Source organism: Streptomyces sp. NPDC048639 (assembly GCF_043199075.1).
Classification (GTDB): domain Bacteria; phylum Actinomycetota; class Actinomycetes; order Streptomycetales; family Streptomycetaceae; genus Streptomyces.
The window spans coordinates 114,122-129,584 of the sequence record NZ_JBICVP010000007.1 but is presented as its reverse complement, the minus strand read 5'-3'; the positions used below and the strand labels follow the sequence as shown (position 1 = coordinate 129,584).

15 protein-coding genes are annotated in these 15,463 nt (G+C 72.8%); 9 read left to right on the top strand and 6 right to left on the bottom strand.

What is annotated here, in order from left to right:
- Positions 1-2: 2 nt before the first annotated feature.
- Together ACGFNH_RS20495 and ACGFNH_RS20490 are read left to right on the top strand one after the other, a co-directional pair.
- Positions 3-674, top strand: a complete 672-nt coding sequence (locus ACGFNH_RS20495; RefSeq protein ID WP_393655655.1) for a DUF5987 family protein — start codon at positions 3-5, stop codon at positions 672-674.
- The gene (locus ACGFNH_RS20490) at positions 671-2,332 is read left to right on the top strand and encodes an FAD-dependent oxidoreductase (RefSeq protein ID WP_393655654.1); all 1,662 of its coding nucleotides are present in this window, start codon (positions 671-673) and stop codon (positions 2,330-2,332) included. The genes ACGFNH_RS20495 and ACGFNH_RS20490 overlap by 4 nt, the downstream gene beginning before the upstream one ends.
- Positions 2,333-2,426: 94 nt before the next feature.
- Here the strand turns inward: ACGFNH_RS20490 and ACGFNH_RS20485 are convergent, their stop codons facing one another.
- The 3 genes from ACGFNH_RS20485 to ACGFNH_RS20475 all read right to left on the bottom strand — a co-directional run bounded on the left by ACGFNH_RS20485 (position 2,427) and on the right by ACGFNH_RS20475 (position 5,072).
- Complete coding sequence (locus ACGFNH_RS20485) at positions 2,427-3,452, bottom strand: LacI family DNA-binding transcriptional regulator (protein ID WP_393655652.1); 1,026 nt, start codon at positions 3,450-3,452, stop codon at positions 2,427-2,429.
- 180 nt (positions 3,453-3,632) lie between these two features.
- Complete coding sequence (locus ACGFNH_RS20480) at positions 3,633-4,247, bottom strand: hypothetical protein (protein ID WP_393655650.1); 615 nt, start codon at positions 4,245-4,247, stop codon at positions 3,633-3,635.
- Between the two features lie 357 nt (positions 4,248-4,604).
- On the bottom strand, positions 4,605-5,072 hold the full coding sequence (locus ACGFNH_RS20475) for a cyclic nucleotide-binding domain-containing protein (protein ID WP_393655648.1): 468 nt from the start codon (positions 5,070-5,072) through the stop codon (positions 4,605-4,607).
- A gap of 382 nt (positions 5,073-5,454) precedes the next feature.
- On the opposite strand from ACGFNH_RS20475, the gene ACGFNH_RS20470 reads away from it, so the two are divergent.
- Together ACGFNH_RS20470 and ACGFNH_RS20465 are read left to right on the top strand one after the other, a co-directional pair.
- Positions 5,455-6,339 carry a universal stress protein gene (locus ACGFNH_RS20470; protein WP_393655646.1) on the top strand — a complete coding sequence of 295 codons (885 nt, stop codon included), beginning with the start codon at positions 5,455-5,457 and terminating at the stop codon, positions 6,337-6,339.
- 57 nt (positions 6,340-6,396) lie between these two features.
- The gene (locus tag ACGFNH_RS20465; protein WP_393655644.1) at positions 6,397-6,762 is read left to right on the top strand and encodes an STAS domain-containing protein; all 366 of its coding nucleotides are present in this window, start codon (positions 6,397-6,399) and stop codon (positions 6,760-6,762) included.
- Between the two features lie 59 nt (positions 6,763-6,821).
- Here ACGFNH_RS20465 and ACGFNH_RS20460 read toward each other — a convergent pair whose 3' ends face one another.
- Entirely contained in the window at positions 6,822-7,505 is a 684-nt protein-coding gene (locus ACGFNH_RS20460) for a response regulator (RefSeq protein ID WP_393655642.1), read from the bottom strand.
- A 414-nt stretch (positions 7,506-7,919) separates the two neighbouring features.
- Between ACGFNH_RS20460 and ACGFNH_RS20455 the strand changes: the two genes are divergently transcribed.
- From ACGFNH_RS20455 to ACGFNH_RS20445, 3 genes are all read left to right on the top strand, one after another.
- Positions 7,920-9,599 (top strand): GAF domain-containing protein, encoded by a 1,680-nt coding sequence (locus ACGFNH_RS20455; RefSeq protein WP_393656148.1) that lies wholly within the window; start codon positions 7,920-7,922, stop codon positions 9,597-9,599.
- A gap of 10 nt (positions 9,600-9,609) precedes the next feature.
- Entirely contained in the window at positions 9,610-10,209 is a 600-nt protein-coding gene (locus ACGFNH_RS20450; RefSeq protein WP_393655641.1) for a hypothetical protein, read from the top strand.
- 140 nt (positions 10,210-10,349) lie between these two features.
- On the top strand, positions 10,350-11,114 hold the full coding sequence (locus ACGFNH_RS20445; RefSeq protein WP_393655639.1) for a VOC family protein: 765 nt from the start codon (positions 10,350-10,352) through the stop codon (positions 11,112-11,114).
- On the opposite strand, the gene ACGFNH_RS20440 is transcribed toward ACGFNH_RS20445, so the two are convergent.
- Positions 11,087-12,670 carry a glycosyltransferase 87 family protein gene (locus ACGFNH_RS20440; RefSeq protein ID WP_393656146.1) on the bottom strand — a complete coding sequence of 528 codons (1,584 nt, stop codon included), beginning with the start codon at positions 12,668-12,670 and terminating at the stop codon, positions 11,087-11,089. The two genes, ACGFNH_RS20445 and ACGFNH_RS20440, sit on opposite strands and share 28 nt — an antisense overlap.
- Positions 12,671-12,836: 166 nt before the next feature.
- On the opposite strand from ACGFNH_RS20440, the gene ACGFNH_RS20435 reads away from it, so the two are divergent.
- A complete protein-coding gene (locus tag ACGFNH_RS20435; RefSeq protein WP_393655637.1) occupies positions 12,837-14,003 on the top strand; it encodes a molybdopterin-dependent oxidoreductase in 1,167 nt (388 codons plus the stop codon).
- The gene (locus ACGFNH_RS20430) at positions 14,003-14,470 is read left to right on the top strand and encodes a hypothetical protein (RefSeq protein ID WP_393655635.1); all 468 of its coding nucleotides are present in this window, start codon (positions 14,003-14,005) and stop codon (positions 14,468-14,470) included. Before ACGFNH_RS20435 ends, ACGFNH_RS20430 begins: the two co-directional genes overlap by 1 nt.
- A gap of 65 nt (positions 14,471-14,535) precedes the next feature.
- Here the strand turns inward: ACGFNH_RS20430 and ACGFNH_RS20425 are convergent, their stop codons facing one another.
- On the bottom strand, positions 14,536-15,165 hold the full coding sequence (locus tag ACGFNH_RS20425) for a C39 family peptidase (RefSeq protein ID WP_393655633.1): 630 nt from the start codon (positions 15,163-15,165) through the stop codon (positions 14,536-14,538).
- Between the last annotated feature and the right edge of the window lie 298 nt (positions 15,166-15,463).

The following is a 15,463-nucleotide window of genomic DNA, read 5'->3' as shown; positions in this document are numbered from 1 at the left end:
CCATGGGTGCTCCACTGGACCGCCGGGCGGTGTTGAAGGGACTGGCCGCGGCAGCCGCCACGCTGGCCGCCGGCGGCGTGACCGCGGGTGCGCTCGCGGGCGGCGCCGGAGCCGCGCCGGCGGTGGTGGACCCCATCACCGCGCAGACGCTGGAGGCGTTCGCCGACACGATCATTCCCGGGGAACGCAGACACCCGGGTGACCGGGCCGTCGCCGGGGCCGTCAGCGGCCCCGGGGCGGTCCAGGCGGGGGCGCTGGAGGTCCTCGCCTCGCCCGAACTGCCGCTCCGCCCGCTGCTCCCGGCCATCGCCGCCCTGCTCACCACCCGGGCCACGGCGTACGCCGCGACGCATCTGATCCTGCTGCCCCCGCTCCAACCGCCGTTCGTCGGGCTGTCCTTCGCCCACCGCACGAAGCTCGTGGGCAAGCTGTACGGGCCGGAGGACGTCGACCGGGCCATCTGGCAGGTGCTCGCCCTGGTGGTGGCGCTCGCCTTCGACACCGCCGCGAACGACGACACGGCCGATGCCGTGCGCACCGGCCATCCAGGGCTGACCTGGCTCGGTTTCCCGGCCGCCGGCGCGGACGGTGCATGGCGCTTCGGCGCGTACTCCTACGGCCGGGCTCTGGCCCCGCTGCACCCGTCCACCACCCCCTCGGGGAGCCCGGCATGACAGCGCAGACCACGGATGTCCTCGTCATCGGCAGCGGCTTCGGCGGGGCCATCCCCGCGTACCACCTGGCGGCGGGCGGCGCCCGCGTCACGATCCTGGAGCGCGGTCCGCGGATGGAGAGCGAGGACTTCGCGCAGTCCACGCAGCTCGGTACGTACAACCGGATCGTCGACGTCATCCGGGGCGAGGGCATGACGGTCGTGGCGGGCAACTGCGTCGGCGGCGGCAGCGTGGTGTACTTCGCGGCCTCGCTGCGCGCGCCGACCTTCGCGTTCGAACGCCGTGGCAGCATCGGCAGGCGGCTGTGGCCCCAGCGCATCACGCGTGCCGGGCTCGACCCCTGGTACGACCGAGTCGAGGAGTCCATTCCGGTCGCGCGCACGGGCTGGTCCGACGTCTCCTACGCCGGGGGCGTCTTCGCCGCGGCATGCGCCCGCGCGGGCCGCACCTGCAACCCGGTGCCCATCGCCGTCGACACCCAGAAGTGCACCAACTGCAACTGGATGCTGTCCGGTTGTGTCTTCGATGCCAAGCGCTCGATGCTGACGAACTACCTCCCGGCCGCCGAAGCGCACGGCGCGACCGTACGGCCGCTGCACGAGGTGCAGATCATCCGGCCCTCGCTGCAGTCCGGTTACCGGTACGCCGTCACGTACACCGTCCTCGACCCCGACAACTACACCGTCCCCCAGGGCACCGGAACCATCCACGCCAAGGTGGTGGTCCTCGCGGCTGGCGCCGTGGGCACGCCCGTCATCCTGCAGCGCTCGGCCGTGGCGCTCGGCGGCATGCCGAAGGCCGTGGGCCGCCACTTCTCCGGGAACGGCGACCGGGTGAGCGTGGCCGAAGTGGACGAGGACAAGGTCCGCTCCCTGCTCGACCTGTCCCGACCGGGCGGCGAGGCGTACGCGGCCCTGCACATCGGCCGTCCGATCACCGCCGCGAGCTACGACCGACTGCGGGCGGACGACGAGGAGTTCACCCGGTTCTCGCTGCAGCAGATCTACTTCCCCACGATCACCAACGTCCTGGCGCAGGCGGCGGGCGACGGGCCCGGCTGGTACGGCGTGGAGAAGCGGCGGATGCGCAAGAACTGGCGGTCGTGGCTGACGCTGCTGGCGATGACGGAGGACGACAACGAGGGCACGTTCGGACCCGTACCGCTCACCGGGAGCTTCACCCGCCTCGCCCAGGGCCTGGGCCTCGGCAGCCTCTTCTTCCGGGCCACCGACCGTACGCGCAAGGGCTGGCGGGAGTCCGACGCCGAACTGCGCGCCATCCTGGAGAAGGACGGGCTCGCGCGGGTGCGGCCGTGGACGGAGGACGTGGCCGGCGCGGTGACGGCCCACCCCCTCAGCTCCACCCGTATCGGCGACGACCCGGCCACATCGGCGCTGGACGACCTGCATGAACTCCGCGGCCACCGGGGGTTGTTCGTCACGGACGGCTCGTCGGTGCCGGCGTCCCTGACGGTCAACCCGTCGCTGACGATCGCGGCCCTGGCGGAACGCGCGATCCCGGGCATCGTCGCCCGCGCCACCGACTCCGGCGTGGACGTCCGCTACGGCGCCCCGGCCCCGGACGGCTCGACGTCCGGCCGGGAAGAGACGGCGGCGCAGGCCCGGCGGCTGGCGAAAAGGGCGGCGGCAGGCGGATAGCCGACGGGAGCGCCCACAGGCCTGAGTCGCGCAGGGGCAGGAGCGGGGACAGGGGTAGGAGCGGGGGCGGGGGCGGCTCGGCCATCCGTCGCCGTCACCCACGCCCCAGCGTGCTCTCCCGCTCCAACAGCCGGTATTCCGGGCGGAGTTCGCCCTTGCGCATGGACTCAGCCGTGCGGTCGGGGTTCTGGAGGCGGGTCAGGATCGACTCGATCGCCAGGCGGGCGATGGTGCGTTTGTCGGGGGCGATCGTCGTCAGCGTGACCGCGCCGAAGCGGCCCTCGGCTATGTCGTCGAAGCCCATCACCGCCATGTCCTCCGGCACCCGCATGCCCCGATCCGAGAGCACCCGCATCGCGCCGATCGCGATCAGGTCGTTGTACGCGAAGACGGCATCCGGGGGTTCGCCCGCGTCGAGCATGCGCGTCATCGCCTCGGCGCCGTCCGCGCGGTCGCAGCCGTCCGTGGGGGCGATCAGGGCGTCCGGGGCGTCCACGCCCTGGGTGGCGAGGACTTCGCGCCAGCCCTGGACGCGGAGGTGGGCCGGGTGGGCGGCGTCGTTCGTGTGCCCGCCGAGGAAGGCGACGCGGCGGCGGCCCAGGCCGGTGAGGTGGCGTACGGCGGTGCGTGCCGCCGCGACGTTGTCGATGGCGATCGCGTCGTACGGCAGGTCGCCGGGTCGCTCGCCGAGCAGCACCAGCGGCGCGTCGTCGTCGCGGTTGCGCAGGTCCTCGGGGCGCAGTTCGACCGGGCTGAGGATGACGCCGTCCGTGACCCGGGCGCTGAAGCCCTGCCCGACCTGGGCCTCCTGCCGGCGGCGGCCGCCGGTGAGGTCGAGCAGCACCGTGTAGTCGTGCTGGGCCGCGGCGTCGATGACGGCGTCGGCCAGGTCGGCGTAGTACGGGTTGGCCAGTTCGGGGAGGGCGAGGGCGATGATGCCGGTGCGTCCCTTGCGCAGGTGGCGGGCGGTCAGGTTGGGCCGGTAGCCGAGTTCGTCGATGGCGTGCTGGACGCGGGTGCGCATGGCGGGGGTGATGTGCTGGTAGTTGTTCACCACGTTCGAGACGGTCTTGATGGAGACGCCCGCGCGCTCCGCGACGTCCTTCAGGCTCACCCTCATGACCGACCCCTTCCGGCAGTGGTCCGGTGCTCCGTGGGCAGGGTTCGGTTTTCAACGTTATGCACCGATGCGCCGGCTGTCTTGTCATGCCCCGGCGGGCTGGGACGCGTGAGGCCCCTGGGGCGCTGGGGGCGCCACAGGGGCCGGGCGCCGCCCTCTGACGGGGGCGGATCCCTGTGATCAGAACTGGCCGTTGGAGAGAATCTCGCCGTCCTGGTCGTATACCGTGACGAGCCCGTTCTCGGAGTCCTTCCAGTCGGCGAAGGCGGAGGCGATCAGCTTGCCCTCGTTCTGGTGCGGGCCCATCAGCCCGCCGGTGAAGTCGGTGTAGACCTCCGCAGAGTCGAGGATGTCGTTCTGCTCGTCCGCCCCCTGGATCTTGGTGATGTGCCCGACGGCCGCCTTCTCGGTGGGCGTGCCGTTCTTCGCCACGAACTCCCTGAACCGGTCCGCCTGACTCTTCTCCTGCTGCAGCTCTTCCGTGCCCTGGTCTTCCTTGGCCTGCTCTTCTTTGCCCTGCTCTTCCTTGGCCGGTTCCGCCGCGGCCTGCTTCGGCTCGGCGTTCTCCTTCTCCTTGAGGGCGGTGGTGTTGGTGCCGCTGCCCTGGGAGCCCTTGGAGCCGTCGTCCCCGCCGCCGGTCGCGATGCCGATGACGAGGGAGACGGCGAAGATCCCGCCGATGGCGGTCAGCACCTTGTGTCGGGCGAACCAACTGCGCTGCGGAGCGGGCGGCCCGGGCATCGGCGCCTGAGGCATGGGCGGGTACGGCTGGTTGGGCATGTTCGGGTGTGCCACGGAGATCCCCCCCCTGATGTGTTGAAAGTGTGAAGGTAGCCGGGATTCCGTGTGTACGCTATAGGTTGTTGAAAGTTGATGGACTTCCGTTCCAGCGGTTGCCGGCCACTCGAGGACTGCGTGTGGGCAACGAGAGGGGGATCGGTGAACTCGACAGCGCAGTACGGGAGTTGGACTCACCTGACGACCCGTCGATTACGCGCCGGGAGGGATGGTGGCAGGGCCGGAGCGGAGCACTCACACGTCGTCGGCCCCATGCCCGGCACGGTCCGTCGTACGTGTGGCGCGCCCACCCCTCGGAGCGGCGCGGTCAGTTCTCCGAGCGGCGCGGTCCGTCGTACGAGCGGACAGCCCTCATCACCACGCCGGCCCACTGCCGTTCGGCCCGTAAAGGTCCAGCAGGCGCGTACGCGAAGCCATCAGGCGCTGGGCGATGGCGTCCGCCACCTCGATCGCGAGGGCCATGCCGAGTTCCGGCTCCTTCCGGCACAGCGCGCGCACCGCGCCGCCGTCGAACTCGTAGACCCAGACCAGGCTTTGGGTCTCGGCCCCGAGGTGCCAGTGGCGCGGAGGCAACAGCCAGGACCAGCCCAGCAGTTCGCCCGCGCCGATCTCCTCCACCATCGCCGGGCGCCGCCCGGGGACGTGGATGTCGAGGGCGACGCTCCCGGAGCGGATGACCCAGAAGCGGTCGGCCCTGCTGCCCTCGTCGATGATGCGGGTGCCGACCGGGAACGAGACCTCCCGCGCGAGCACCATGAGCTCGTCCAGGTGGTCCGACGGAAGAGCGGCGAGCACCCCGCCCCTGGTGATCACGCCGGTCATGTCGCGCTCCCTTCCCGCGCGTGGCCCGTCCCGCCGCCGGCCCACTGCCCGTGCCAGTGCCCTTCCCGGGTTCGCGGTCCGCGCCCGGCCAGGGTCACCGGTCCATGCCATGTCCGTCCCGGACTCCCGGTCCACACCCGTACGACCGTGCCCTGCCGGGGGGTCCACTGCCCGTACGACACCAGAGTCCCCATGTCCGATCGCGTCGGCACCAGGGCTGACCGGGCCCTTTGCGGAGGGCCGAAGGTCCCTCCGCGCCCGGATCCGGGCCCGGTGCCCGAGTGGGGCCTGTCGGGTCCCGGTGAGGGCCGGGCGCCCCCTGCCCGTGGGAGCGCCCGGACGGGAGTCTTGATGGTGCAAGGGCAGAAATGGGAGGTCGGACGTGTGGGACGGAACCATCGCCGTGGGTGTGGACGGCTCCTTGGAGAGCCTCGCCGCCGCGGACTGGGCCGCCCAGGAAGCGCAGCTGCGCGGCACGTCGCTCCGCCTCGTGCAGGCGTGGGAGTGGAAGGTGCACCCCGGAGCCCTCGTCCCGTCCAACGACACGCAGCGGGACTGGGCGACGCGCCTCCTGCACGAGGCGGAGGAACGCATCAAGGGCCTCCACCCCGAGCTGTCCGTCACCACCGAGCTGGTGTCCGGTACCCCGGTCGCCGCGCTGCTCGCGGCCTCGGCCGATGCGGCGCTGCTCGTGCTCGGCTCCCGTGGCCTCGGCGGCGTCGTCGGGTTCCTGCTCGGGTCGACCGGTCTCGAGACGCTCGCCGAGGCGACGCGCCCCGTGGTTCTCGTACGCCCGGGGGAGCAGGGCCAGAGCGAGCCGGAACGGTCCCCCCTGTCGGGTCGCGAGGTCGTCCTGGGGCTGGATATGCAGCAGCCCTGCGACGACGTGATCGCCTTCGCCTTCGAGGCGGCCGACCGGCGGCAGGTGCCGCTGCGGGTCGTCCACGCCTGGGACATCGCGCCCGTGCACCGTTACGCGGCGGGTCGTCCCGGGCACGACACCGAGCCGCGGCAGGAGGACGAGGTGCGCCAGGCGCTCACCGAGATCCTCAGGCCGTGGCGCAGCAAGTTCCCCGACACGGAGGTCGTGGAGGACGCCTTCTCCGGGCGGGCCGGTCGCCACCTGGTCGAGGCGGCAGCCCGCGCGGGCCTGGTCGTCATGGGGCGCAGGATGCAGAACCCCGGCCACGGTACCCACCTCGGACCGGTCGCCCATGCGGTGATACACCACGCACGCTGCCCGGTGGCGGCGGTGCCGCACAAGTAAGAGATCGCGAGTGAGAGACCATCAGAGGATTGAGCAGCTATGAATGCGGTGACGGCCATGCTTGAGGACAGGCGCCTGGACAGGCATGGGGAGTTCGTGGGACAGCGGGTCGTCGGCAGGCAGTCCGTGGTGGAGCTGCGCGGAGAGCTCGACATCCTCAACACCCCGGGAATATCGGACTACCTCGACGTCCTGACGGAAGGCCACGAGCCGTACATCGTCCTGGACATGCGCGAGGTGAGCTTCCTCGACGCCAGCGGACTGTCGATGCTGGTCCGCGCGAGGCGTCGTGCGTTGGAGCACCACGGACACTTCTCGATCGTGATCCGTGATCCCTCCGTGTCCAGGTTGCTGCGCCTGGCGCAGTTGACGCGCTACTTCACCTTGCACGACACCGTCGAGGCCGCCGTCGCCAGGGTGTAGTCCCGGTTCGCACCCCCCACCGCACCCACCGCACCCGTCGAAGTGCGCCGGCCGATCGGCTAGTCGTGCCCCCGCTCATGGAGCTCCTGCGCCTCCCGGCGGTCCTGCGCCTGGGTCGCGATGACCGCCGCCTGGATGCGCCGTTCCACTCCCAGCTTGGCCAGCAGCCGTGAGACGTGATTCTTGACGGTCTTCTCCGCGAGGTGGAGCCGCAGACCGATCTCCCGGTTCGTCAGCCCGTCACCGATCAGGACGAGGATCTCCCGCTCGCGCTCGGTCAGCCGCGGCATCGCGCTCTCGTCGGACTCGTCCTCCACGTCCTCCCCGCGCAGCCGCGCCATCACCCGCGTCGTGGTGCTCGGGTCGAGCATGGACTGGCCGGAGGCGACCGTACGGACCGCGGTGACCAGGTCCGACCCCTGGATCTGCTTGAGCACATAGCCCGAGGCGCCGGCCATGATCGCGTCCAGCAGGGCCTCCTCGTCGTCGAACGACGTGAGCATCAGGCAGGACAGCTCCGGCATCCGTGACAGCAGCTCGCGGCAGACGGCGACCCCGTCCCCGTCCGGCAGCCGCACGTCCAGGATCGCGACGTCCGGGCGCAGCGCGGGGATACGGACGAGTGCCTGCTCGGCGGTGCCCGCCTCGCCGATCACCGAGATGTCCGGCTCGTAGTCGAGCAGATCGCGCACCCCGCGGCGTACGACCTCGTGGTCATCGAGCAGAAAAACCTTCGTGCTCACGTGAACAGCGTGCGCCACGCGCTGCCGGTTGGCCAGGCGACTCCGGTCAGGCCCGGGGACGCGGGCCGCGCAGGGCCCCGGTGCCGCTGATTTCGGCCCCGTACGGCCTTGTGCGGGGCCGAAAACGTCCCGATTCGCCCCTGCTCCCCAGGCCGTGTGCCGCTAAGCGCGTGAGAATGGCGGTGAGGTTGGTCGGTCCCAGGTCCGGAGGCGTTCTCATCCGGAGGAGACATTTCAGTGACCGGTGCTGGACGGGGTGCCCGTGAAGGGCACGAGGGGGAAGAGCGTGGCAGCGAGCCGCGCCCCGGGGACGCACGTCCCGGTGCGGGCGGGCTCTCCGACGCGAGCGCGCTCCCGGGAGCGGCCGGGGCTTCCGGCGAGGGGAGCTGGCCCTCCGGCGAGGACCGCGAGAAACTGCCGCAGCTCAGGCTCGACGAACTGCTCGACGAGGTGCAGACCCGTCTGGAAATGGCGCGGGGCACGCGTGACCGGGTGCACCGGCTGCTGGAGGCCGTACTGTCGGTCGGCCGCGAGCTGGACCTGGAGCAGGCGCTGCGCCGGATCGCCGAGGCGGCGGCGGTGCTGGTCGACGCCGAGTTCGGCGCGCTCGGGGTGATCGGCCCCGACGGGCGGAAGCTGTCGAAGTTCCTGACGGTCGGGGTGACGGACGACGACATCTCCGCCATCGGCCCGTTCCCCTCGGGCCACGGCATCCTCGGTGAGCTGATCAACCATCCGGAGCCGCTGCGGCTGCCCCGCATCTCCGAGCACCCCTCCTCGTACGGCTTCCCGGACAACCACCCGCCGATGGAGAGCTTCCTCGGGGTCCCCATCCGCGTTCGCGACCAGGTCTTCGGCAACCTCTATCTGACCGAGAAGCGGGGCGGCGCGGAGTTCGACGCCGAGGACGAGGCCGTGCTGTCCACCCTGGCCGTCGCGGCGGGAGTGGCGATCGACAACGCCCGGCTGTACGAGGAGGCCACCCGCCGCGAGCGCTGGGTGCGGGCCAGCGGGAAGATCACCAGCAGTCTGCTGTCGGGCCGGGCGCGCGACGAGGTGATCGGGCTGATCGCCGAGCAGGCCAAGGAGATCACGGGCGCGGCGCTCGCGGTCGTCGCCGTCCCGGTGGCGGACACCGGAACGATGGCCGTGGAGCTGGCCATCGGCGATCACGCGGAGGCGCACCGGGGGCTCGTCCTGCCGATTGAGGGCACGCTCCGGGGCCAGGCGCTCTCCAGCGGCAAGCCGGTGACCAGTGCCGATGTCCTGAGCGACACCCGTATCCAGCACGCGCCCGAGCGTTTTCCGGGGCTCGGCCCGGCTGTCGCGGTCCCCATCGGCACGGGCGACGAGATGCGAGGTGTGGTGATGCTGGTGCGCTTCTCCGACGGGCCCGAATTCCGGGAGGAGGAGATCGAGCCGCTGCTCGCCTTCGCCGGACAGGCCGCCGTGGCGATGGAACTGGCGGACCGCAGGACCGACGCCGAGCAGATCGCGATCCTGGAGGACCGCGACCGCATCGCGCGCGACCTGCACGACCTGGCCATCCAGAGGCTGTTCTCCACGGGCATGACGCTGCAGAGCGCGGAGCGCATCATCCGGCACCCGGAGGCGTCGGAGCGCGTGCTGCGCGCGGTCGGCGACCTGGACGAGACCATCAAGATCATCCGTACGACGATCTTCGGTCTGCGGTCGAGGGAGACCGGCTCAGGCCAGAACCTCCGGGCGCGCGCCGTGCGTGCCATGGGCGAGATCGTCCCGGTCCTGGGCTTCACGCCGAGCCTGCGCATGGAGGGCCTGCTGGACACGCAGGTGCCGCGCGACGTCGCCGACCATGTGATCGCGGTGCTCTGGGAGGCGCTCACCAACACCGCCCGGCACGCGAACGCCCGCCATGCGGACGTGGCCATCGAGGCCGGCGCCTCGTACCTCACGCTCACCGTCACCGACGACGGCGTGGGCATACCCGCCGACGCGCCCCGCAGTGGCCTGCGCAATCTGACGGAGCGGGCTCAGCAGCTCGGCGGGAAGCTGGAGCTGGCGGACCGTCCCGGCGGTGGCACGACCCTGGTATGGCAGGTGCCGACGGCGTAATCTCGATTACATGATTACGGCAGAGCAGAGAGGCGCGCTGCGCGGCTGGTTCGCGGGGCGGCTGCCGGACGGGCTCTTCCTCGAGTTGCTGGATGTGACAGCGGACCGCGAGGAGATCACCGTCATCGGCCGCATCCCCGAGCCGGACCTGCCCGCGGACGCGCCGGAAGCAGAGCGCGAGGCGGCACTCGACGGGCGGATCGCGGAATTCCGCGAGCGCACCCGCGAGGACCGCATGATCGTGGCCCGGGAAGCCGAGCGCCGCTACGACCGCAAGGTGTCATGGGGCGTGGAATGCGGCGGCCGGCGGGCCCTCTACACCAACGTCGCCGCACCCGTCATGACCCGGCTCCGCCAGCCGGAGCGGCAGGTCCTCGACACACTCATCGCGGGCGGTGCGGCCCGCAGCCGCAGCGACGCCCTGGCGTGGTGCGTACGGCTGGTCCAGCGCAACGCGGACACCTGGCTGACGGACCTGCGCGACTCGCTCGACCATGTCCACCAGGTGCGCGCGCAGGGGCCGGACCGGGAGCCGAACCCGAAGCCGGACCCGGAGAGGGACCCGGAGAGGGACCCGGAGACGGACTCGGGGGCGGACTCGGGGGCGTAGGAGGTCGGTACGTACGGAAAAGGGTGCGGAGAGGGGCTCACGGACGGGGTGCGGCAGGGGGTTTCGCGTCGCTCTGCGCGGTCACGCTCCGCATGAGAACGTCGGCAACAGCGACCGCCTCCGCGCGTGAGGAGACCCCCGTGAAGATCAGCGAGCCGGTGCTCGGCGCTCCCTGCTGGGCCGAGCTGGCCACCTCCGACCCCGACGGGGCCGCCGCCTTCTACGGCAGCCTCCTCGGCTGGCGTGCCGAGCCCGACCCGCGTCCCGAGGCCGGTGGTTACACGATCCTGCTCCTCGACGACGACCCCGTGGCCGGGCTGACCCCGGTCCAGGAGGAAGGGCAGCAGGCCGGCTGGACCATGGCGATCGCGGTGGCCGACGCCGACGAGACGGCCGGGGACATCCGCAAGGGGGCCGGCTCGGTCCTGGTGGAGCCGGGCGATGTGTTCGACATGGGGCGGTTCGCGGTCGCCGCCGACCCCACGGGGGCCGTCTTCTCGCTGTGGCAGGCCCGTACGTTCCGGGGAGCAGCACGGCTGAACGAGCCGGGGACGCTGTGCTGGGTCGAGCTGGCCACCCGTGACACGGACGCGGCGAAGGCGTTCTACCCGTCCGTCTTCGGCTGGAGCACCGAGGGCGAGGAGTACGTCCACTGGGGCGCCGGCGGCATCAACTTCGGCGGCATGGTGGAGATGGACGAGCGCTACCCGGCTCATCTCCCCCCGCACTGGACGCTCTACTTCGCGGTGCTCAACGTCGACGCGGCGGTCAACACGGCCACCCGGCTCGGCGGGCGCGTCGGTTACCCCGCCATGGACATCCCGGGGACGGGACGGGTCGCCGGCCTCTTCGACCCGCAGGGCGGCATGTTCGCCGTCTACACCCCCGAGCCCGAGGAGGGCTGAGGCGCCGTCACTTCTGAGGTGACGGCGCGTCGCTCTGAGGTGACGGCGCGTCGCCCTCTGGTGACGGTGCGCCGCGCCCGGGAGGGCTGGAGCCGGGAGTGCAGGGCCCCGGGCCGCGTCACCCCTGAACGCACAGCCCAGCCCGCGAGGACGGCGAACGCGGCCACCGCGTACGCGCAGGTGCCGATCGCGTCGTCCCCCGCGACCAGCCTGCCTGCCACGTACGCGGCCGCACCGGCCACCGCGACGCCCAGCCACTCCCACCGCCCGTCCAGGGCGACGAGAGCCACCACCAGCAGCGCGTACCAGGAGTACCCGGGCGTCAGCACGAGGAAGGCCGTCCCGGTCACCAGCAGTGCTCCGCGCCACGGGCGCGCCGGGTCGCCGCGGCGCAGCACGACGAGGACCACGGTCAACAGGACGGCGGCGGCCGCGCCTTGGGCCCAGGCATCGGGGAGGACGAGCCGCAGCAGGGCGAAGCGGTTCCTGGCGGACGCGTCCTCGTACCCCTCCTCCGCGGCGTAGCCCCCGAGGTAGCCGAGGACGGAGGCGCGGGAGGCCAGGACGTACGGGAGATAGGTCCCCGCCACGACGGCCGCGGCGGGGAGGAGGACGGCGGCCGCGGTCCGCAGGCGGGCCCGGGGCGTTGAGGCGCCCCGGGCCAGAACACCCGACAGGGCGCCCGGGAGCAGAACCGCGGGCAGCATCTTCACGGCCGTGGCCGCCCCGAGCAGCCCTCCTGCGAGGACGGCCCTTCCGGTCAACGCCCTTTGCGGGGGCGTTCCTTCGGCCGGGCTTCGCCGCTGCGCGGCCGCAACCGCCCCGAGTCCGGCGACGGCGAGGAGCACGCCGAGGACGTCGGCGTGCGCGTTGTTCACCGCCTCGATCGGGACGGCGGGACACCACGCCCAGTACGCCGCGCCGTGCGGTCCCCGCTCGCGCCGCCGGAGAACGGCCAGCAGCACAAAGGTCGTTCCGGCCGACAGCAGCGCGCCTCCGACCTGGAGGGGCTTCACTCGCGCACCCTCCGGCGACACCGCGTGGACGAGGAAGAAGTACCCCTCCGCCACGGGCGGATAGATCGTGTGTGCCATCGGGCGGTTGAGGCGTGTGCAGCGCACCTCGCCCGGGACGGCGGGGACGCGGGCGAGGTCCGGGCCGTCGCACGCCTCGCCAGTTGGGAACAGCCACCCGTCCCGCAGCGGCAGAAGGGCCGGGTCGGCGGGAGCGTGGTCGTACGGGGAGATGCCCGCGGCCTGCACCCGGCCGTCCCACACGTAGCGGTAAGCGTCGGTGCTCGTGCGCGGCGGGGCCAGCAGCCCTGTCGCAGCGACGGCCACGCCGCCGGCCATCACCAGGACCGCCGCCCGGCGCCCGGACACCTTGCGCAGGGACAGGACGGCCGCGGCGAACAGGACCCAGGCCGCCGCGTACCACGAGGTCAGCGTGGCCGGAGAGGTGTGGAAGGAGTCGCTGAGGACGGTGAGGGCCAGGACCGTGACGAGGGCGGCGAGCAGCGCGGTGGCGAGTCCTGTGCGGAAGGCCGAGGAGCGCACCGCGGCGGGCGCGGGGGCGGGGCCGGCGGGTTCGGTGACGGGGGTGATCACGCCGCTCAGCGTGGCACCGGGCGGGCCGCGGCGGACCCGCGGCGGCCCCGATGTCCGTGTTTCGTAAGGCCCCGGACCGCCCGAACACGCCGGGAGCCGGGGTCTGATGGTGGCCATGACGCTCCGCCTCCCGCGACGGCCGTTCGCGCGCCGCCCGCCCCTGCCCGCCTTCTCGGGAAAGCTGCACGACGCCCGTACGGCGACCGTGATCGGCCGCCTCCTCGGGGCCGCGATCGCCGTGTGCTTCGTCACCGGGCTCGTCAGCCATGTGCTGCAACAGCCGCCCGCCTGGCTGATGGACGGGCTGCCGGCCCGCCCCGCCTGGGGCTACCGCGTCAGCCAGGGGCTGCACGTCGCCTCCGGCATCGCGTCCGTCCCGCTCCTTCTGGCGAAGCTGTGGGCGGTCTACCCGCGGCTGTTCGTCCGGCCGGTGGTGCGGTCCGTCCGGCATGCGCTCGAGCGGCTCTCGGTCGCCGTACTCGTCTCGGCGGCGGTCTTCGAGCTGTTCAGCGGGCTGCTGAACATCGCCCAGTGGTACCCCTGGCCGTTCTCCTTCGTGCCCGTCCACTACGCCGTGGCCTGGCTGCTGGCCGGTGCGCTGCTGCTGCACCTCGCGGTCAAGGCCCCGGAGATCGCGGCGCATTGGCGCAGCCGCTCGCCCGGCACGCTCGCCCTGCCGGAGGAGGACGCTCCCGACCGCCGTTCACTGCTCGCCGCGGTGGGCGCGGCCGTCGGGGCGGTGACGGTCGTGACGGTGGGGCAGTCGGTCACCCCCCTCGGGCGGGTGGACCTGCTCGCTCCGCGCCACCCCGGCCACGCCCCCCAGGGACTGCCGGTCAACCGCACGGCAGCGGCCGCGGGGATCCGCCCGCGCGCGGAGGTGCGCGAGAACTGGCGGCTGACGGTGTCCGGTCCGCTGCCCTACGCGTTGACGCTCGGCGAGCTGCGAGCCCTGGAGCAGACCACGGTGACGCTGCCCCTCGCGTGCGTGGAGGGATGGAGCAGATCGGCGGAGTGGACGGGCGTCCGCGTACGGGACCTGCTCGACCGGACGGGTGCGCCGCCGACGGCACGGATACGGGTGACGTCGATGGAACGGCGCGGCGCGTACCGCGTCATGGAGATGGGCCGCACCTACGCCCGCGATCCCCTCACCCTGCTCGCCCTGCGGCTGGGGGGCGAGGAACTGTCGCTCGATCACGGCTACCCGGCACGCATCATCGCGCCCAACCGGCCCGGCGTGCTCCAGACGAAGTGGGTCACGCGGCTGGAGGTGCTGTGATGGCTGCGATGCGGGCACTGCGCGTGCTGCTGGGGGCGGCAGGGCTCGGCCTCACCGGGGTCGGCGCGTGGCTGCTGTTCGCGGGCGGGACCGTCCGGGACCCGGGAGACGTGGTGGTGTGGTTGGGCGGGGCGTTGGTGCTGCACGATGCGCTCATCGCGCCTGCCGTGATCGGCGTGTGGTGGCTGCTCGTCCGAGGCACGCGGGCCCTGACCGCAGGGGCGCCGGACGCCCGCCGCCGCGGACGCGACGCGTTCCGCGGTCCCCTGCGCGGGGCGCTGGTGGTCGGCGGGGGCCTGACCGTCGTCGCCCTGCCCCTGCTCCTGCGGCCGGGCCGGCCGTCGAACCCGACCGCCCTGCCACTGGACTATCCCCGCAACTGGCTGGTGCTGCTCGGTGCGACGGCGATCTGCGCCGCTGCGGTCGCCGCGCTCCGGCTGGTCCGGGCGCGCCGCCGCGGCGACTGAGGCGGCAGGGCGCGTACGGGGGCTGTAGCGGACCGGCGGACATGGGGACGGGGTGATGGCCGCCGTCACACGGCCGGGCCCAGCACGATGCCGCGGGCCGCGTAGAAGCGGTCCAAGTCCGCCCAGGGAACCTGGGCGAACGCCTGCGAACGGCCGGGAAACCCCGAGGGGTTGTGGATGACGACCGCCTCCGGAGTGACGCCGACCGCGAGGACGAGATGCCCGCCGCGGCCCGGTGGGTCGGGCGCGAGGTCGCGGACCGACGGGTGCACGGACAGCACCACCAGACGGCCCGCGCGGAGGTGCGCGGGGAGGTCGCGCGCGGGCAGCTCGGGGCGGGATGCGGCGAACAGGCCCCAGCGTTGCCGGACATGGGCGGCGAACGGGGCGTGGATCAGCCCGTCGACACGGTCCGCATGGCGTACGTACGCGCCCGCGTCCGTGAACTCCTCGGCCAGGGACACCGCGGGCGGCACGTCGTGGCCCCAGTGGTCGAGGGCCATGCGCAGACAGGCCATGCCGCAGATGCGCCATGACCAGAACGCGTACTCGGCGGCGTCGGCGGCACCGGACTTGGGCCAGAGCGGGTCGTCGCTCGCGTGCGTGGTGCCCGCGATGATCGCGGGGACGAGGCCGGGCGATTCCCACTGGGCGTAGTACGGGACCGGGTGGATCACGGTGGGGCTGTCCGTCATGGGCCCAAGTCTGCCGCTGCGGAGGGAAGTTCTGCTGACGTGACAGGCCCGGGGGCCGCCCTCACGGGTCGACTGCCACCGGCCGTCGCCGACGGACCACTCGCCGTGAACCGGGGCGGCCCGCCCGCACCGCGGCACTCCGGTCAGCCGCGGTGCGTCGCTGCGGTCCCGCTCCGCTGCCCCGCTCCGCCGCCCGGCTCCTGTGCGCGGCCACCACCGCGCGCTGGTGCCCGGCCGCTCGGCCCGCTGCGGTCCTTCTGCGCAAGGGCCCCTCGGCGCCTCGCCGTCCGCGTCCCAA